Origin of the sequence: Bacillus sp. FJAT-27916 (assembly GCF_001183965.1) — a bacterium.
Classification (GTDB): Bacteria; Bacillota; Bacilli; order Bacillales; family Pradoshiaceae; genus Pradoshia.
Window position 1 is genome coordinate 2036240 of record NZ_LFZV01000001.1, and the last position, 20143, is coordinate 2056382.

Consider the following 20143-nt stretch of genomic DNA (forward strand, 5'->3'; position numbering starts at 1 on the left):
CTGGGTAATCTTTACAAAATATATTGGTTTGTGAAGGGAATGAAGGGAAGTCGGTAACAAGAGAACATGAGATGTTCTTTAAGCTCAGTAAAGAATGAACTTGCTGATGTTGGGTGTTTCTCCATTACGCTCCTATGTATTGATTTTACTAATTACTCCTATAAACCAATAATCAGCCGGCAATACCGGTTTGCGATTCCTCTATTGGTTAGCCAATTCTTCCCCAAGCTTCAATAAGCGTAAATCTTCCCTTCGGTTGGCCACAAAAGAGAGACCAATTGGGCATCCTTTATATTCAAAAAGAGGAATGCTCAATTGCGGGAGGCCGCATAATGATGCAATACAAGTCAACTGGAGATTTTTTGAGCGAATCTGTTTCAATTCCTCTTGAGAGGATTGAAGAGAAGGGGGACCTTGTACGGCTGTCGGGATGATAAGCAGGCTATCTTCTTGAAGAAGGTTAGTAATCATTTGTTCAATGACCGTTCTTTTTTTCCATGCTTGCTTCATTTCAAATTCCGTGATGGTCGCGGCCATTTTCATCCGGTCAGAAATCCCTGGTCCGAAGGAAGGATTCACACGCTCAACCCAATCCCCATGTTCCTGCCATACTTCATATCCCTGTATGACTCTAAAGATTTCCGGCCATTGTGAAAAGCCGGCTTTCTGCCAGTTGATAAACGTCTCTTGAAATTGATTTGAAAGAAGTGCGTTTGTCTTACCTTTCACGTTTTCCACGATACTCTTATCTAGCAGGCCATTCCATATCTGCTCCGGAAAATAAATGGTCGTAAAGGGTTTCCTATTCAATTGGCGCTCTCCTAGAAAGACTTCACCAACTCTTCTTAAAACATCTGGATTTCTTGCCATCCAGCCAACTGTATCGAAGCTTTTGGCCATAGGAATACAACCAGCTGTTGAAATGATGCCATGGCTTGGCCGGAATCCATAAATACCGCAATAGGATGCAGGAATCCGCATGGAACCGCCTGTATCTGTTCCGATGGAGAAATCCACATCTCCGCTTGCAACCGATACAGCAGAGCCGCTTGATGAACCGCCGGGAATATGGTTTGGGGCTTTAGGATTTCTCGGTGTACCGTAATGAGCATTGATTCCATCAAGGCTGTACATTAATTCATCTGTGATTGTTATCCCGTTCATGCTTGCTCCATTATTAAGCAATTTTTCTATAACAGGAGAGTGGGAAGAGGCTTTTTCATGGGTTCGCAGCCAATCTGGATTACCGGCGCTGTTCGTATGCCCCTTAACTTCAAATACATCCTTTACGGAAAAACTGAGCCCATCCAAAGGTCCTGATTTCGCTCGTTTAATGACAATTGAATTGTCCATATAAGCGTTTTGACCTCGTGTCATTTCTATTCCTCCTTTCGAAAACAAGTCGGGAGCGCTCCTACTATGGCTGCCCGTATGCTATAAAGGAATGCTTGTCTCTCAAATATAGTGATTCTTTAGGTTTAGCAAAAAAAGCTGTTCTGATACGAAAAGGAAGATCAATTGTTCGTGCAGCAAACCTATCATGCTATACTGCCAAGTGAAGAATTCTCCTATCTTCAGAATGCAAGTGTTTAATATCCTGCATAAAATCAGCCATCTCTTCATAAGAGGAGATGGCTGATGATAGAAAATTGAGGGTTTTTCCTTAGCTTTCTAATCTTGCTCATTTTTCTGTTTCGAATTGATTAGCTGCAGCTAATTTCTTTCATGAAGCACTTGTCTCTTTTTTGTAGCGGTATTTGACACTGGAATAGACAAAATGAAGATAGAGAAGAAGTATATAAGAGATTCATTTGTTTATCGGTTAATGGGAAATGAGTTGTTCAAGCTCTTTCCAATTCCACGCTTGAATATAGCCCCCATTATCGTATGCGGTATGTTTACCCTCCCTTAATCCTGATGACTTAATCGATCACCTCATTCATTCGTTGAAGAAAGGCGGGAAGCACTTTATCTTTGCTCATCTCTGTAGAAATCACGTTTTTCAACTTCATTACATGTTTTTCTTCGGACCAATTATTCTGCCTTTTGTAGTAATATGTGGTGGCTTGGTCGTAGAATAGATGAGGGAACATGAGCTCTGCACCTAATATTTCATACTGTTCCTTTGATAAAGGATTGACACGCTGGTAATCTTTTAACATTCTAAGCATTATATCAAGGTTCCATTCTGCCTCTTTCCTCATTACTTTATTGAGGATTTTACGAATATCACGGATTGGCAGATCAACAGTCAGAGAATCCATGTCAAACACATACAAATCTGAATCAGGGGTAATCAGGAGGTTATTTTCAGCATAATCCTGATGACATAAATTGATGTTTTTGTGTATGGTTTCTGCCCATGTATCATACGATTCTTTATCGAAAAGGGATAGGGAGGATTTACATTGTTTTAAGAATGTATCGACAGTTTTTAGAAAAAGACGATCGAATTCATTTAAGGATAGCGATTCTAAACGGATCTTTTTTAATTCAAGCAATCTTTTATATCGCTTCTCGTAATTGGATTTTCGTTCATCCAGCAGGAAGGAGGGATAATATCCGATTGGCGACCTAAATCCGGAGGACCCTTTATGGAAATGGCCGACACCTTCCATGATTTTTTTTAAATCATGCTTTTTTTTATAATCGGGGCTCCTCCCATGTACCGCTTCAAAAACGATATAGTACTCATCATGGACATTCGTGAAAACTTCTCCTGTCTTTGTACGAATAACCTGAGGGGTTTTCACTCCGTTTGTCCTTAAATAGTCTATGGCATGTGCCATGAACTGAATTCGGTCTTTATCCAAAGGTACTTTTTTTAAGATATACGTCCCTTTGTTCGTTCGTATTTCCCAGACAGATTTTTTGGTTGTCTTTTTCTTCAGGGGCCGGAATTTCACCATGGTACTATTGATCGGATAGGCTGATAAGGCTAAATGGGCATTCTTTAAGGAGGTGTGACTCATTTCTTTTCCTCCCGATGCTTATGACTCTTTCTTTTATTCCGCTTCCGATCATCATTTCTTTTTCTCGTCCTCTTTCGGCCATCTGCTTTTCTTTTTTTCTTTTTCTTTTGTTTATTCATGGAATTTATGAATCGTTCGACCTGTCTCCTTGGCATGATTTCTGCCTTTTCTGCATTCATGGCTGTCAAATAAAAATTCTCTAAACGTTCATATACTTGTTCAAATCCGAAGGTGTTCTCTGCGTGTTTCCGGCCTTCTCTTGAAAGAGCGTTTGCTTTGTCCGCATTCGACAATAAATCGATAATGGCCTCTGAGAAAGCTTTCGAATTCGTGTAATCATCCAAAACGATGCCATTTAGGTTATGATGAACGACTTCAGCATTTCCTCCGCGATTGGTTGTGATGATAGGCAGGCCAGCTCCCATTGCTTCGTAGTGGACTCGTGCGAGCGGCTCCTCCCATTGAGAGCTGCAAACAAACAAATCGCCTAATAAATACATGGTAGGAATTTGAATCGGCGGAACAAAGCCAGTAAAGATTACTTTATTACTACCTAATGATTTAGCAAGACTCCTGAGCATTTTGCCATAATCATCGATGGTTTCATCGCTGAACCATTTACTCCCAACAATGACGACAACGGCATCTGGGTGAACGACAAGAACGTCCTTCATCGCCTCCAGCAGTATCTCAGGTCCTTTCACTTTGCTAAGACGACCGACAAATAAGATAACCTTTTTCCCATCAACCTTATATTTTCCTCTAAGTTCTGCTCTTAGGCTCTGAACATTCTCATCCCATATAGGGGTATATTTCATAAGGTCCATTCCAGAATAAACCGGCTGTACTTTCCCGATAGCTATCGGGAAGCGATTAGTTATCGTCTTAGCAATGAAGGCACTCACCGTCATAATTCGTTCGACCGATTGGATAACGGCCTCACCAGCTTCTTGTGTAATCTTCGTGTCCTTAAACATTTCGTTATGCAGGCTTAAGACAAAGCGGCTATTCGGCTGAGCTAATTTATAGGTCAGGACATCAAGCGGCCGATTAAATACATGGACAAGGTCATAGGAGACTCCGTCAGCGAATTTCTGAGCTAATGCATTATGAATATGACTTACATAATTCTCCTGAGGAACCCGAATATACTCAATGCCATTTTTGATTTCCGCCGGGTCAAGGTCAGGATCAGCAATTCCAAACACCGTTACATCGTTCCGCTCGTTTAAATAGGGCAGCACACCGTCAATCAACACTTGTATAGCCCCGCCTCTAATGGGGGGGACCGGTAACTTTTCCGTACATATAAGGGCGATTTTCACGTTACGTACATCATCCTTTCTTCATGATTTTTCATCTAATCATATGGAGTCCAGTCAACCTTCGTAAATAGGATCCAATACAACTCAGAAAACGAAAGAAGATGGCATGTCCCACTAAGGTATATTTCTGACAACTCGGTTTAGCTTATGAAATTGAAGATGGGGTGGTTTTCTCATTTGCCTATACTGGCGTACATAAATTTCTTGAAAGGCACATAAAAGAAGCGATAAGAGGGTAGATAATAATCCATACCCTATCCCTTTATCATCTCCGTACAGCTTCGATAGCAAATTAAGATAATCTCCTTCATTGTGCAAATGTTTTCACCAAAATTATCTATTCTATCAAAATGAATATATTTTACAAACTTACCATTTGTATACAATGTATATTAATGGTAATATTAGGATATAAAAAACTTTGAAAGCGCTTGCTATGAGATGTTTACTATTCTTTTGAACTCCCTAGAATACTTACTTAATAGCGTGATAGAAGTTTCTTTTTTTACTTATCAATGCAAACGTTTTCGAAAGTTTTTAAACAAAATCATAAGGAGAGTGGCTCTATGTTAAAAAGTAAAATCGTCAAGGGAACACTATCTGGATTACTTTTATCAAGTCTTGTCTTAGCAGGATGCTCATCATCGAGCGGCGGCGATGGCGGGGATAAAACAACAGTTGAGATTTTTCAGTTCAAAGTAGAATTCAAGCAGCAGTTTGAACAGGTTGCTGAACAGTATGAAAAGGAAAATCCAGATGTAGATTTAAAAATCACGACAGTCGGCGGAGGGAATGATTATAAGTCGGCTATCACCTCCAAGTTTTCTTCCGGTGAGGAGCCTGCCATCTTCAATATCGGCGGACCGACAGATGTGAAGCAATTTAAAGACCGGTTAACTGACTTGAGTGATACAAAAGCTGCTGAAGCTGCCCTTGATGGTACGCTTGATGGTGTCACAGTTGATGGTGAAGTTCTTGGTGTGCCATATAACCAAGAGGGCTATGGTTTCATTTACAATAAACGTATTTTGAAAGAAGCCGGGATTGATCCAGCCAGCTTGACATCTTATGACAAATTAGAAGAAGCCGTTAAGAAACTAGATTCAGAGAAAGATAAATTAGACATTGATGCGGTATTCGCTTATCCCGTGAAGGAGAAATGGGTAACAGGCAACCACTTATCCAATGTATTCCTTGCGAATGAATTCGACGGTGATATCTTGAAGGCTAGTGAATCAAAGTCAATCAAGTTTGAAGACGGAGATACATTCAAGCAAATGATTGATTTGCAAAATGAATACTCTGTTCAGCCGACAACAAGTCTTGACTACTCCCAGCAAGTAGAGGAGCTTTTCTCCCTCGAGAAAGTGGCCTTCATTCAGCAAGGGAACTGGGTTTACAATACGGTTTATGAAATGGACCCTGAGTTAGCTGAAAAAGGAATCGGCATCATTCCTATTCCAAACGGTGATGAAGCGAAAATGCCTGTAGGCGTACCAAACTACTGGGCTGTAAACAGCAAAGTGGATGAAGACGTACAAGAGGAAGCAAAGAAATTCTTAGATTGGCTTTATACTTCTGATGAAGGTAAAACAGCTGTCTTAGAAGAGTTCAAGTTTATTCCAGCTTATGAAGGCTATGATACGGAAAAAATCGCCGATCCGCTTTCACAGGAAATTTACAAATATGCAGAAGCCGGAAATACGCTTGGATGGGTCTTCATGGGCTATCCGGTCGGATGGAATGAGGATCTTGGAGCAAGCGTGCAAAAATATGTCTCTGGTGATCAAACATGGGAAGAGCTTGTGAAAGAAACTCAGAAAATCTGGGAAGAAAAAGCTGATAATTAATCCTTTCATCAAATGAAGACAGCCAGCCGCTCTTAAAGCAGAGGGACGACATTCTCTTGGCTGCCGTGGCATGGCTGTCTTTTCCTCACACATTCATTATAAGGAGGGCGATTCCTATTCGAAATCGTGACTGGGCCTTTTGGCTATTCTTGACACCTGTCCTTGCTGCTCTCGTCATTGTCGTCATCATTCCGTTACTGTTCGGATTCTATTATTCTTTCACTAACTGGAATGGACTCGGGAGATTGGACTTTATTGGGTTGAAAAACTATATCAATCTATTTAATGATGATGCGTTTATAAGTGCGTTTTGGTTCACGGTTAAGTTTTCGATTGCCTCAATTGTGCTAATTAACATCATTGGCCTAGGTCTTGCTCTACTAGTGACAACCAAATTAAAATCGAGTAACTTACTCCGTACCGTATTCTTTATGCCGAACTTGATAGGCGGATTGATTCTCGGGTTCATTTGGCAGTTTATCTTCATTAAGGTGTTTGGAAGCATTGGCGATCTTTTTGGCATTGAAGCTTTAAATGGATGGCTTTCAACAACTGAGACTGGGTTTTGGGGAATGGTCATCCTGACGGCCTGGCAAATGGCTGGATATATCATGATTATCTACATTGCCTATTTGCAGGCAGTACCGGGTGATTTACTAGAAGCGGCTGAAATCGACGGGGCCAATGCATTTCAGCGATTCCGTCATATTACATTCCCGCTCGTTGCTCCAGCATTCACCGTCAGCTTATTCCTGACATTGTCCCATTCCTTTAAGATTTATGATCAAAACTTAAGTTTAACAGGAGGGGCCCCCTATAATTCAACAGAAATGGTGGCTATGAATATCATTCGTTCGGCCTTTACAGATAATGAAATGGCCTATGCGCAATCAAAGGCCGTCATCTTCTTTATCATTGTGGCGATTGTATCGCTACTGCAGGTGTACTTTAATAAGAAACGGGAGGTTGAACTATAATGAAGAGAAAGAAATGGCATTTACGCATCATTGGCGTTATCGGCATCCTGCTCGCTTTGTTATGGCTCAGCCCTTTTTACTTAATGATCGTCAACGCCTTTAAGACAAAGCGCGATATCTTTGCTGATACACTAGGCCTTCCAGGTGAATTTACGAGTGACAATTTTCTGCAAGCGTTTGAACAGCTCGATTTTCTCAGAACTTTGTTTAATTCCTTGCTGATCTCTGCCGTCAGTGTCGGGATTATTATCGTCTTTTCGGCAATGGCCGCTTATGCACTTTCAAGGAATAAGAGCAAGATGAGCTCTGTCATTTTCTTTGTCTTTGTCGCAGCCATGCTGATTCCGTTCCAATCGGTTATGATTCCGCTCATTTCTCAATTTGGCCAGTTCGGTATGCTGAACAGAGCCGGGTTGATTTTCATGTATCTTGGATTCGGATGCAGTCTGTCCATTTTCTTATATCACGGTACATTAAAGGGAATCCCTCAATCATTGGATGAGGCAGCAACCATCGATGGTGCGAACCGCTTTCAAGTATTTTGGTATATCATCTTCCCATTACTGAAGCCGATGTCCATTACGGTGGGAATATTGAATGTTATCTGGATTTGGAATGATTACCTGCTCCCATCCTTGGTGCTTGGTGAAGCAGGAACAGAAACCATTCCGCTTAAATTGTTCTATTTCTTTGGTCAATATACGAAGCAATGGCATTTGGCTCTCGCAGGTTTAACCTTATCCATTATTCCTGTCATCATTGCCTATTTCTTTGCTCAAAAACAAATTATTAAAGGAATTTCAGATGGAGCGGTTAAATAGCCGCATCAAAATAGAGGTGGGATCGTTTACATGACCGTTACGATAAAAGATGTTGCCAAAAAGGCAAATGTGGCACCCTCCACCGTGTCTCGAGTCATTGCTGACAGTCCTAGCATCAGTGATAAGACAAAAAAGAAAGTTCGGAAAGTCATGAAAGAACTTGGCTATCATTTGAATGCCAATGCCAGGAATCTCGTAACGAAGACAACGAAGACGATTGGGATTGTGTTAAAGCATTCCGCCAAATACTCCCTGCATAATCCATTCTTCCAGGAAGTCATGAGGGGAATCGGCTCTTATTGCAGGGAGGAGGGATACAGTCTCTCCATCACAACGGGAGATTCAGAGAAGGCCATTTTTGAGGATGTTATTCAGATGGTCGAAGGGAGGCAGGTAGACGGATTAATTATTTTGTATTCACGAAAGGGAGATAAAATACTCCGTTATCTGCTTGAGAAGGAATTTCCTTTTGTCGTCGTCGGCCATCCAGGAAAAGACTGCAACGGAATCACATACGTGGATAATGATAACCAAAAGGCCGCAAAGGATCTGACAGAATTCCTCCTTCATCTTGGACATCGTCATATTGCTTTTTTTGGCGGGGCACTCGAATATGACGTCGTTAGTGATCGTTTGAAGGGATACAAGGAAGCACTTAAGAGTGCTGGATTATCGTTTTCACCTGATTATATCAAGCCGCTGCCATATAGCCGCGTGGAAGGATTGACCGCTCTTGAGGAGCTGTATGCTTTACGTGAGCCGCCTACTGCCTATGTGGCGCTTGATATTGATTACGCCATTATTCTGACTGGTTTGCTTTTAGGAAAGAATATGCGCATACCCGATGATGCCTCCATCGTGTGCTTCAATAATTATGAGGTTGCTGACTATACGACCCCTTCTTTAACGACAATGGATATTCATACATATGAATTGGGGATTGAAGCAGCCAAATATGTGATTGAACTCATCATGAATCCTCAAGTGATTGAAAAAAATGTGCTTATTCCGACAAGAATTATTGAGAGGGAGTCACACTCATCTATTAATCAAGGGAAGCCTGCTGAAGATGTGCTTATGCACTGATTAGCAGGCTTTTTTCTATCTTATGTAGAATTATTTAAAGGAAAGAAAGAATCTCTAAGCTAGCAATCATCCAATTAGGCTAATTTCCTCGATAAATTTTCCCAGGCAAATGCGCCATTTAGATGTTTTAATCCATTAATTGGAGGATAAATGTTTAGAAAGTCTCATAGTCTGAGGTGTACGATGAATAAATTATCTGTAGAGAAAGAAATCAGCAGTTATATTGGCCGTCTCTTGCGGGAGAATTTCGGCCGGGGTCCGGGTCATGTATTGGCTACATGGTCCCATCCGTTCCTCTCCGTTCATTTATCAAATTTCCTTTCCCCCATGGAGAAATCCTTAATGGCCAACAATAAAAGCATCTATGTTCATAAAACGAGGGATCTCATGATGGAAACGCTTATGAAAGACATAACGTCCTACATTGAGCTAACGCTCAATCAAACGGTTTCCGAATTTAATTATGACTGGAATCTTGACCATATGACAGGGATGTTTATCATCCGCATGAAGGGTCATGATTGTGAAATTGTTCCATATCCAAATAAAGAGAAGGTGGAGGAGGTCATGATTGAGGTCAGCGCAATCGCTCAAAAGGAGCCTGAATCCATCTATTCTCACTTGCTGAACAAAAGACAGTTGATTCTTGTCAGAAAAGGCATACTGATCAATATCGAGAAAGAATTTATCAAGCTGGGCTTTAAGGAGAATTTAATGATTGCCAAACGAAATCTTGAGAAGAGACTTCTCAAAGAACGCAGAAGGGATTTTGAAGCCCACTTGAACAAAAAAGTGATTGATGAATTCACCTTCTGGAATTTTGAAAGAGATTCAAGTTATATTATTTTCATTTTGGAAGCATAAGAGAATCGACCTATTGGGAAAATTATTGTCACATTGAAAAGCAATCTGGATAATGGTATGATAAGGATATTAAGCGAATAATAGGAAATCTGATCGCAATGAGTGGGCATGGAACCAATCATAAGTCAGAGAAGGATGTTTTACACACCTTTTCTGACTTTTTTTATTGGTTTTGTGAAAGCAAATCATGAAAGGAGGAAGCCGATATTAATAAAACCGAGTATTCCCAGAAAGAAAAGGAGTTGTTGACCAGTATTGAAAGATACAAAAAACAACAATCAATATTAAATCATTCAAAGAATAAGCCTAATATGATTTTACGAATTGAGCTGGAGCTTTATATTGAGAATATAGCAACCTATTTAAATGTGGATTATAAGAAGGAGCGGAAGCCAACGAACACAATCTATCGTTTTTGCATGGAGGACAGGGAACTGCAAGTGAAAGTACTTTATCGATACGGGACCTTTTATACAAGGCATCAGGCCCTTCTCCCTGAGTAAAGAGGAAAAAATGGCTATTCGCAGTATAAATTTTCAAACAATTCACATATCTTATTGACCGTATTTTAGCATGTAGCTATACTTATAGCAATGACAGCATATAGAAAATGTACATAGAGGTCATAGGAAGGGCTGGACATCAGATATGGACCACGAAGTAATTATTATTGGAGCGGGACTTGCCGGACTTGTTGCGGCATGCGAGATAGCAAGGGCAGGAAAGAAGGTTCTGCTGTTAGATCAAGAGCCTGAGACCAATATGGGTGGACAAGCCTGGTGGTCTTTCGGCGGTCTCTTTCTTGTTGATTCACCCGAACAGCGCAGGCTCGGTATTCATGATTCTAAGGCACTTGCCTGGCAGGACTGGCAAGGCTCGGCCGGATATGACCGTGAGGAAGATGATTGGGGAATGAAATGGGCAAAAGCCTATATTGAATTTGCGGCAGGAGAGAAACGTCAATGGCTCCATGAATTAGGCATCCGTTTCTTCCCGATTGTCGGATGGGCTGAAAGAGGCGGCCATCTAGCAAACGGTCATGGCAATTCTGTCCCCCGCTTTCATATCGTTTGGGGTACTGGTCCGGCCATCGTTGCCCCATTTGAACAACAGGTGCGTCAATATATGGATAGAGGGTTAATCGATTACAAGCCGAGACATCGTGTCGATCAATTGCTGACGGATAAGGGACGGGTCGGCGGGGTCAGTGGTGCCATATTAGCACCGAGCTCGTCAAAGCGGGGTGAACCGAGCAACCGAACAGTCGTTGGTGGATTCGACTATAGCGGACATGCCATCCTCATTGCAAGCGGAGGGATTGGCGGCAATCATGAATTAGTCCGTAAAAACTGGCCAAAACGCCTGGGAAAAGCGCCGCAAAAGATGATCTCCGGTGTACCCGCCCATGTTGATGGAAGAATGCTAGCGATAGCGGAACAGGCAGGAGGCCGTATCGTCAACCGGGACCGCATGTGGCATTATACAGAGGGAATTCATAACTGGAACTCTATTTGGGATAATCATGGGATTCGTATATTGCCTGGTCCTTCTTCGATGTGGTTTGATGCAAAAGGAAAGCGTTTTCCTTTGCCGGGTTTACCAGGGTTCGATACTTTAGGAACGCTTGAGTTGATTCAAAGTACTGGATATGACTACTCATGGTTTATTCTGACACAAAGTATTATTGAGAAGGAATTCGCTTTATCTGGATCGGAACAAAATCCAGATTTAACGGATAAGTCAATTGCAAAAATCCTGAAACGAGTATTACCGGGACCACCAGAGCCTATTCAGTCATTTTTAGACCATGGAGAGGATTTCATCATTAAGCATTCATTAGAGGAGCTTGTTAATGGCATGAATGAGCTTACAGGAGAAGACTTAATCAATCTTGACGATATTCGCACACAAATCGAAGCCCGTGATCGTGATTTAGAGAATTCCTTCGGCAAGGATTTGCAGCTTGCCGCCATTAGGAGCTCTCGAAAGTTTATGGGTGATAAATTAATCAGGGTAGCAAAGCCACATAAGCTGCTCGATCCGAAGAATGGCCCTCTCATAGCTGTAAGGCTGCATATCGTCAGCAGAAAGACGCTGGGCGGACTACAAACGGATTTAAATGGCCAGGTGCTGGATATGAATCAACAGCTGATTCCAGGCCTGTATGCCGCTGGAGAAGCATCCGGATTCGGCGGCGGTGGAATACATGGGTATCGTTCGCTTGAAGGAACCTTTCTAGGGGGATGTCTATTTACGGGACGAACCGCGGGACATGCGATAAGCAAGCTATGATTCATTCCATAAAGGAGGAACAGGGAGATGGAAGAGGTGAAGGATCAATCCTTTTGGCCAAGCGGAGTACCAACAAAGCTTACATACAAATGTGGTGAAAAACCGCTCCATGAATACCTTAAACTGAATGCTGGAGCACATCCCGATAAAGCAGCCTATCTATTCTATGGGAATACCATTTCCTATAAGGAGCTTGATCATTCCGTAGATCGCTTTGCTCAGTTTCTGCATAATCAGCAAATCAAAAAGGGAGACCGGGTGGCACTCTACATGCAGAATTGTCCCCAATATATCATCGCTCATTATGCTATTCAACTTATTGGCGGGATCGTTGTTCCTTTAAATCCGATGTATAAAGAAGCGGAACTTCAACACCTCCTAAATATAGTGGAAGCAAAGGCCATCATTGCCGGGACAGAGCTATATAGGAGAGTGTCATCCATTCGCTCGAGCATCCCATCCATCGATTTAGCCATCACTGCTCATTATGCAGATTATCTCCCCAAAAAACCAACCTTGCCGATTCCAGAAGAATTAAAGGACAAAAAAATCACACATCCTGATGCGATTGATTTCAAAAGGATTTTATACTACTCCACTCCCTATAAAGGGAATGTGAAACTTGATCTATGGACAGACATCGGTATGATGGTCTTTACATCAGGTACCACTGGACGTTCTAAAGCAGCGATGTTGCCCTATGGGAGCAGCTTATTCAAGACTGCAGCGACGTGGACAGCCAATCAATTTGAGGAAGGCTCGTTCCTTTCGATTGCACCGCTTTGTCATATCGCCGGTATGGTAATGGGGGTGTACCTGCCAATCTACAGCGGCCAGCCATGCGTGATGCTGACCCGCTTTGATGTAGAGGCAACTGTACAAGCCATCGAACAATACAAAATCACTCATTGGTATAGTACCGCTCCCATGAATCTTGCCATCCTGAAACTTGAGGATAGTAAGAAAAGAGATTTATCCTCCTTAAAACAGAATCCATCTACGAGCTTTGGCGCATCTGTTACAGAGACATTAGCTTTTCAATGGGCCGAATTGACGAATGAGTCCCGGCTGTATGAAGCCGCATACGGGTTGAGTGAGACACATACTTGCGATACCTTCATGCCAAAAGACAAGGTGAAATGGGGAAGCTTCGGTATTCCCACATATGAGACAAAGATGAAAATCATCGATATTGAAACAGGTGAAGGAATGCTCACAGGCGAAAAGGGAGAAATTCTCATTCAAAGTCCTGCCGTCTTTAAGGGCTACTATAAGAACGAGAAAGCAACAGCTGAAACGATAAAGGATGGCTGGGTTCATACAGGCGATATTGGAAGCATAGACGAGGATGGTTATCTGTATTTCCATGGAAGATTGAAGGAAATGATTAAGACATCTGGCTTTAGTGTGTTTCCAGAGGATGTGGAAGCCATGCTGAATGAGCATCCGGCCATATGGCAAAGCGCGGTCATTGGTGTTCCTGATCCAATGAAGGGAGAGGTCGTAAAAGCCTTTATCGTCCTTCAGCCAGGAATCAAAGAAGCACCGACAATGAATGAATTAAAAGAATGGGCAAAGAGTAAAATGGCTGCTTTTAAGGTACCCAGCCATATTGAATGGATTCATAAGCTCCCAGCAACAAGCTCAGGTAAAGTATTAAGAAGATTGTTAAAGGAAGAGCCAATTCATTAAGAAGACAGGGGGGTCATAATGATGTTTATATCCAAGCAATTACAAGAGCATGCAGAAAGATATCCAGACAACGTCATCACATCCTTTAAAGGACGTGAAACAACCTATCGTACATTTTTCGAGAAGGCTTGCAGCCTGGCCCACTTCCTGAAGGATAAGGGATATACAAATGAAGACATTATCGCCCTATATTTGCCTAACTCTGATTCGTTTCTGATTGCCTATTATGCCTGCCAGCTAGCTGGAGTGCCTGTGCTGCCAATCAATACAAAGCTTGCTCCTCCAGAGGTCGAATATATTATCAAGCATTCAGAGGCAAGGATGCTGATCTATGATATAAAGCTTGCTGCGGGCTTGCAGAATGTTTCTCTTGATTTATTCCAAGATGTCCTTGAATTAGGTGGAAAGAATACCTTTGAGGCCGTTACAAGCTCATCAAAGTCAAATACTGAGCTTCCATCCTTACATCCAGATGATACAGCGGTTATCTTTTATACATCCGGAACCACCGGACGTCCTAAAGGGGTCATGCTATCTGTCAGGAATGTCGAGTCTATTGCGGAAATATGGGCAGACTCTCTGGAACTTGGCGCAACAGACCGGATGCACATCGTTACGCCGCTCTTTCATTGTGCAGCAAGCCATTGTTTCTCCATTCCAACCATTCAACGAGGCGGGACGGTCATCATTGAAGAACAATTTTCTCCAGCCGAGACCCTTCATACGATGGAGAAGGAAAAGGTAACCCTTTTCTTTGGTGTTCCAGCCATTTATAGCACTCTACTTCATACGCCATTGATGAAATCGAAGGATTTAAGCCATCTTCGTCTGTTTGCTTATGGGGCAGCACCGATGCCATATGAGCTAGTCAAACGGCTCAAAGCACACTTTCCGAATGTTAAGCTTCAAAATCTTTACGGACAGACAGAAAACTCTCCAGGGGCAACGACATTAAAGGATGAATATGCCTTAGAGAAAATTGGATCAGTAGGTGAACCTCTCCCAAATACAGAGGTACGTGTGGTTGATCCTTCCGGACGTGATGTTACGCCTGGTGAAGTAGGGGAAATCATTGTAAAGGGACCACAGGTAATGAAAGGGTATCTAAAGAATGAACAAGCAACAGCGGCTGCTTTGAAAGACGGATGGCTATACAGCGGGGATCTTGGAAAGCTGGATGAAGATGGTTTGCTTTATATTGTGGACCGAAAGAAAGACATGCTGATTCGCGGCGGAGAAAATGTGTATCCGATTGAAGTCGAAGAAGTGTTATATCAGATGGAGGAAATTCTCGAGGCAGCCGTTGTAGGCATACCGCATGAGGTCTATGGGGAAGTTCCGAAAGCCTATGTTGTTTTAAAGGAAGCTAAATCACTGACAAAAGAGGATATTACTCATTATTGCGGGCAAAATCTCGCAAAATATAAAGTTCCAACAGAGGTTGAATTTATTGATGAGCTTCCGCGCAATGCGAGCGGGAAGGTGCTGAAGCATACACTTAGGGATAAAGCGAATGTGTAAGGGTTAAATGAATAGTGAGGATGGGAAGCCAGTTTTCTGTCATTACGGAGCAGAAGACAGGCTTCTTTTTTGCTGAGTTAAAAAGAAACGAATCATCTACACATGCATATGATCGTCAATCTTAACCATTGTTCCAAATCTTACATGTTAGAATACCATATATGATCAACTATACATCCTGATGGGAGGTGAATAAATGAGGGAATACACGAGACTTTTTATTGAAATACTCTTTATCACCCTTTTATTATTCTATGATTACTCAATCCTGCCGCAAATTGATAATCAATGGATGTCTGCAGGTTTCATTCTCATTCTGTTTATCCTTTTTTCACCAATTAATTGGCTAATGTCAGCAAGAAAACAAGGGACTATTTCATCGGTCCATTCAAGATTGATTGTCATTATGTATAGTCTTGGCTTGCTGATGACCTTTAAGATTACAGGCCTTCAATCATCGAACGATATCAGCTTACAAAACCCATTCCTTTGGCTGGTTATTGGGCTTTCTTTTACTCCCGAGGTTAGGTTTTATACAGGCAAATTAAAAAGGAACTCATAAATGATTTTCCTTACATAAATGGAGGAATAGTAGATGATTGGAGATGTTCTCGGTTGTCTATTATTCATCCTTTTTACTGTTCAACCCTCTCATGCAAATGAAAGCAAAGAGGATTTCTTTATAATTATCGACTAACAGTTCCAACAACCTTTATAAAAAACGATGTTCTTAATCTTCATAGTGTATGAATCATCATGTAGGCAAAAGAAGATACACCTTAGACGGAAAAAAAAGTAAATCAATCATGCTCCTTCAACAGCTCATCAAGCATCTTCCCGCGGTTATCTAAGAAATACTTCGTAATCAAGTAATGGTCGGTCATTTCGTAGGTGATTTCACGTAATTGATCCTCATCAAAACTAACTATTTGTGCATCTGGATAGCCAAGCAGAATAGGAGAGTGGGTCGCAATGATCAGTTGAACATTACGATTCTTCGTCAAGTCATGAATCACTCGTAAAAACGTTAATTGGCGAGCGGGAGAGAGGGCAGCTTCCGGCTCATCCAACAGATAGATGGCCTTCTTGTAGAAACGGTTCGAGAATAATGCGAGAAAGGACTCTCCATGGGATTGCTGATGAAGAGACTTTCCTCCATAGCTTTGATAACCATCCTCATCAACTTCATCTATGTACGTAGCAAAATGATAAAATGTTTCAGCGCGAAAAAAGAAGCCATTTGAAATTTTCGGCAGCCAGGATAATCGCAAATAATCACTAAGAGGAGCATCAGCTTTGTCTACATCGTATACATTGCTGCGACTGCCCCCAGCTGTATTAAACCCTATATTAGCTGCAATCCCTTCCAATAAGGTAGACTTTCCGGTGCCATTCTCACCGACGAAAAACGTAACTGGTTTCTTAAACGTAATTGAATCCAAATTCCGAATAGCTGGGATGGAGAAAGGATATTGATCATGATATTGAATACGTTCAGGCAGGAGTGTAACTTTCTTCAAAAACATAGCAATCCTCCTTCATGTTCATTATATTTATTTAATCCTTTCTGAAAGGGTTTTACAACCCTTAACCATTCTATAAAACATTGTTAAGCAACATTCCTTTCAAAGAACTATGTGCCAATTCTTCATATAATAATCAAAATATCATCATCAAGTGAAAACAATTTACTTAAATACGAATGATTAAATATATTATTGATATTTAGTTCGTGTTTAACCAACCAAAATGCCAATCACTCACAGGCCGGATACAACTCATTTTGCTGAAAACACGAACAATATTGAATGATGCGATATTTTTAACATATGTTGGAATTGTGCAGCCAAAAAGGGGAGCAAACGGGGGGGTTGTTCATTTCGCCAATACAGAACATATGTTCCTGTTGAAAGGAAGGCATGATGGCTATTCTACGAAAATTATCTGTCAGAACTTTATCAAATCCTTTATACTACTCATATAAGAAAACACTAAGGAATGATAGATATGTGGAAAAAAGTAGACGGACGCTTAATTCAGGCGACAGACACATCACGAGTCAAATTTAGAACGAATATTAGCAAGGCTATACTCGATCGACTCGCTGTTATGGCGGATGAAAACGATACATACATTAATTATTTATTGGAGACTGGCTTAGAAAATGTGCTATCAAGAGGGGAGATCATCTACAATAAGGAGACTCGTCCAAAGGACCGCGTCCAGTATAAAACAACCTATGATAAAGAATTATTAGCTAAGGTGAAGGAGTTTGCTAAGCAGCATGATCTCTTCATGAACGATGTCATTGAGTACAGCGTAAGCTATATTGATATTGATAAAAGCAAGGATCGAGACTATAAAAACCGAATTGAGCGCTAATATATATAGCTTTAACAGACAGAAAAGATTTACTTTTTCTGTCTGTTTTACGTTTATCGCTAAAAAGGCCGTTTGTTTGTATCTAGGTTAATACCGCCAAAGGTTTGTAAGTTAACAGTCATATACAAAAACTGACCAATATAAGTAAAAAGCTGTCAGATAGGAATTATGACTAAAACCAATCATTTAAGCTAAATTTACAGCTTGTCATTCATATTTTATTTTACCACTGGCTATGCTAATGACATGTTTTAGATTCAAATTTCGAAATCGGCGTGTGGAAGCAATGAGTGGATGGAGATTAGTGATGAACTTATCGGGATGAATGAGTTAAGGCTGAAAGCATACCATTCATTTATGTAAAGCTGTGAATGGTGAGGGGAAAGGGCAAGTTACCGTTCTAATTAAGTTTTTGAAATCAACGCCCCGAACATAATATGTATTATAGGAAGTTAATGATTGAAACGTTTCAGATGTCTCATTTGAGAAGATTACTTAAGCAATTGAGACAAAACAAAGAAAATTAGGCAGTAATTAACACATATCAATTTTTATGTATTTTCATCTATTATTAAATTATTTTATTACACGCAGCTAATTCATTTTAATATGAAACCAACGAAATATTCATTCGATTGGTATTAGATTTAATATGCTGCTGATCTACAAGCAATATACAATGATTCCATTATTGTTCCATTATTTAGGTTGCTTGAGATTGGCTCTCAGACGAAACGAACGTTTCTTTAGTGAACAACTCTCCATCTTATTTTATTTCTCAACACCCTAGTTAACATAATATATTTATGTAATTACACTCTATTTTCCTAATCAGCATGTGTTTGATGTTTATAAATTCGTTGTATCAATACGGTTTTTATCATATGGCTCATATGGCGGTACATCTTCCATATCATCTATATTAAATGATGAATCTTGCTGTGGATTTTTCGTTTTTCTTTCTTCTGCATTCGTGTGATTTTCTTTCTTTTTCATGGTATCATTCCTCCTTTACTATACAAATTATGTTCTCCTGGATTCATGGCTGTATTCATGATTCCTCATAAAAAAACCTCCAAATCATTGGAGGTTAATTAAATCTTTTCATGATTCAAGCGTGTTTTTAAATAAGGATCGGCTGGTTCATCGTATACTTCCTCAATGTCATGCTCTGAATCCTGTGGCAGCTTCTTTTCTTTCTTTTTGTCTTTTGTCAGCTTAGATAAATCCTTCTTATGCTTTCCTTGAAGTATTTTCATTGCTGTCATGCCTCCTTACAAACATCTTCATTCTTTTTCTTCCCTCCCCCATCCCCTTTTTAACTGGAATTATTTCACAATAAAAAAAGAAGCCATAAAGGCTCCTTTATTTCAGCTGATTAGCAGCAAAGATTTGGTCAATCATTCCCATGATTTCAATGGAATCCTTCCATGTCATTAATGGTGATTCAACTAAACCTTCCTTCATGCATCTGACAACTTCACGAATTTCATATTCAAATCCATTGATTTCATAGGGCTCTGCTAGTGTTCTTTCCTTTCCAGAGTCTAAAATGATGGTAGCTGACTGCGCATTTGAGAAGAGTGGGATATGTATTCGTCCTTTTGTTCCGAGTATGCTAGCTTCTTTATGGGTATTGGCCTGAATTGTGGAATAAATCTGTGCAGTTGCGCCATTTTCATACCCGAGTAAAATGGCATCACTTTCATCAACTCCGGTAACGCCATAAGTTAGTTGACTCTGCACATATTTAGGCTGATTACCTAAGAAGTAGGCTGCATAGGACACTGGGTAAATGCCAATATCAAGTAAGGCACCGCCGCCTTTCTCGATATCATATAAACGTCCTTTTGGATCAAACTCAGCCTTGAAGCCCAGCTCAGCACGAAGCGACTTGATCTCTCCAATTATTCCCTCAGCTAGGAGCTTGCGCAGCTGAATATTAACCGGAAGAAAACGAGTTTTCATCGCCTCCATGAAGAAAACGTTCTCGCGTTTCGCAATCGCAACAACCTCTTCAATTTCAGCTTTTGTCATCGTGACAGGTTTTTCACATAAAACGCCTTTCCCATGTTCGAGTGCAAGGATTGCCTGCTCTTTATGAAATGGATGTAGAGTAGCAACATAAACAGCATCAATCTGCCCATTGGCAACGAGCTCTTCATAGGATCCATAGCATCGTTCCTGCGGGACATCAAATTCCTTCCCAAATTGCTCTGCCCGTGTTTTTTCCCTCGCTGCGATTCCAGCAAGCTCCATCCCATCAAGCTGCTTAACAGCTGTCGCAAAGCGATGAGCGATATTACCTGCACCGATAATTCCCCATCTGAATATGTTTTTCATAAATAGTCCTCCTGACTA

General features: G+C 40.9%; 18 protein-coding genes. 11 read left to right on the plus strand and 7 right to left on the minus strand.

Annotation, left to right across the window (positions count from 1 at the left end; translation table 11 throughout):
* Positions 1–201: 201 nt before the first annotated feature.
* From AC622_RS09780 to AC622_RS09790, 3 genes are all read right to left on the minus strand, one after another.
* Positions 202–1377, minus strand: coding sequence for an amidase (locus AC622_RS09780; protein ID WP_049670906.1), 1176 nt, complete (start codon positions 1375–1377; stop codon positions 202–204).
* A 545-nt stretch (positions 1378–1922) separates the two neighbouring features.
* Entirely contained in the window at positions 1923–2972 is a 1050-nt protein-coding gene (locus AC622_RS09785) for a CotS family spore coat protein (protein WP_049670907.1), read from the minus strand.
* Entirely contained in the window at positions 2969–4297 is a 1329-nt protein-coding gene (locus AC622_RS09790) for a glycosyltransferase family 4 protein (protein WP_082197108.1), read from the minus strand. Before AC622_RS09790 ends, AC622_RS09785 begins: the two co-directional genes overlap by 4 nt.
* A gap of 566 nt (positions 4298–4863) precedes the next feature.
* On the opposite strand from AC622_RS09790, the gene AC622_RS09795 reads away from it, so the two are divergent.
* From AC622_RS09795 to AC622_RS09840, 10 genes are all read left to right on the plus strand, one after another.
* Entirely contained in the window at positions 4864–6147 is a 1284-nt protein-coding gene (locus AC622_RS09795) for an ABC transporter substrate-binding protein (RefSeq protein WP_049670908.1), read from the plus strand.
* Positions 6148–6263: 116 nt separating this feature from the next.
* Positions 6264–7124 (plus strand): carbohydrate ABC transporter permease, encoded by an 861-nt coding sequence (locus AC622_RS09800; protein WP_049672885.1) that lies wholly within the window; start codon positions 6264–6266, stop codon positions 7122–7124.
* Positions 7124–7945: a carbohydrate ABC transporter permease gene (locus tag AC622_RS09805; RefSeq protein WP_049670909.1), complete on the plus strand. Its 822-nt coding sequence runs from the start codon at positions 7124–7126 to the stop codon at positions 7943–7945. Before AC622_RS09800 ends, AC622_RS09805 begins: the two co-directional genes overlap by 1 nt.
* Before the next feature lie 30 nt (positions 7946–7975).
* Positions 7976–9031: a LacI family DNA-binding transcriptional regulator gene (locus tag AC622_RS09810; protein WP_049670910.1), complete on the plus strand. Its 1056-nt coding sequence runs from the start codon at positions 7976–7978 to the stop codon at positions 9029–9031.
* 183 nt (positions 9032–9214) lie between these two features.
* Positions 9215–9895: a Na-translocating system protein MpsC family protein gene (locus tag AC622_RS09815; RefSeq protein ID WP_049670911.1), complete on the plus strand. Its 681-nt coding sequence runs from the start codon at positions 9215–9217 to the stop codon at positions 9893–9895.
* Positions 9896–10206: 311 nt separating this feature from the next.
* The gene (locus AC622_RS09820; RefSeq protein ID WP_231589505.1) at positions 10207–10398 is read left to right on the plus strand and encodes a hypothetical protein; all 192 of its coding nucleotides are present in this window, start codon (positions 10207–10209) and stop codon (positions 10396–10398) included.
* A gap of 145 nt (positions 10399–10543) precedes the next feature.
* Complete coding sequence (locus AC622_RS09825) at positions 10544–12187, plus strand: FAD-binding dehydrogenase (RefSeq protein WP_049670913.1); 1644 nt, start codon at positions 10544–10546, stop codon at positions 12185–12187.
* A 27-nt stretch (positions 12188–12214) separates the two neighbouring features.
* Entirely contained in the window at positions 12215–13879 is a 1665-nt protein-coding gene (locus AC622_RS09830) for an AMP-binding protein (protein WP_049670914.1), read from the plus strand.
* 21 nt (positions 13880–13900) lie between these two features.
* Positions 13901–15400 carry a class I adenylate-forming enzyme family protein gene (locus AC622_RS09835; RefSeq protein WP_049670915.1) on the plus strand — a complete coding sequence of 500 codons (1500 nt, stop codon included), beginning with the start codon at positions 13901–13903 and terminating at the stop codon, positions 15398–15400.
* A gap of 196 nt (positions 15401–15596) precedes the next feature.
* The gene (locus AC622_RS09840; protein ID WP_049670916.1) at positions 15597–15962 is read left to right on the plus strand and encodes a hypothetical protein; all 366 of its coding nucleotides are present in this window, start codon (positions 15597–15599) and stop codon (positions 15960–15962) included.
* Between the two features lie 238 nt (positions 15963–16200).
* Here AC622_RS09840 and AC622_RS09845 read toward each other — a convergent pair whose 3' ends face one another.
* Positions 16201–16926 (minus strand): AAA family ATPase, encoded by a 726-nt coding sequence (locus tag AC622_RS09845; protein WP_049670917.1) that lies wholly within the window; start codon positions 16924–16926, stop codon positions 16201–16203.
* A 481-nt stretch (positions 16927–17407) separates the two neighbouring features.
* On the opposite strand from AC622_RS09845, the gene AC622_RS09850 reads away from it, so the two are divergent.
* The gene (locus tag AC622_RS09850) at positions 17408–17782 is read left to right on the plus strand and encodes a hypothetical protein (protein ID WP_049670918.1); all 375 of its coding nucleotides are present in this window, start codon (positions 17408–17410) and stop codon (positions 17780–17782) included.
* A gap of 849 nt (positions 17783–18631) precedes the next feature.
* On the opposite strand, the gene AC622_RS21000 is transcribed toward AC622_RS09850, so the two are convergent.
* The 3 genes from AC622_RS21000 to AC622_RS09855 form a co-directional block, all read right to left on the minus strand.
* Positions 18632–18778: a hypothetical protein gene (locus AC622_RS21000; RefSeq protein ID WP_156185605.1), complete on the minus strand. Its 147-nt coding sequence runs from the start codon at positions 18776–18778 to the stop codon at positions 18632–18634.
* 98 nt (positions 18779–18876) lie between these two features.
* The gene (locus tag AC622_RS21005; RefSeq protein WP_156185606.1) at positions 18877–19041 is read right to left on the minus strand and encodes a hypothetical protein; all 165 of its coding nucleotides are present in this window, start codon (positions 19039–19041) and stop codon (positions 18877–18879) included.
* A 106-nt stretch (positions 19042–19147) separates the two neighbouring features.
* Complete coding sequence (locus AC622_RS09855; RefSeq protein WP_049670919.1) at positions 19148–20125, minus strand: Gfo/Idh/MocA family protein; 978 nt, start codon at positions 20123–20125, stop codon at positions 19148–19150.
* Between the last annotated feature and the right edge of the window lie 18 nt (positions 20126–20143).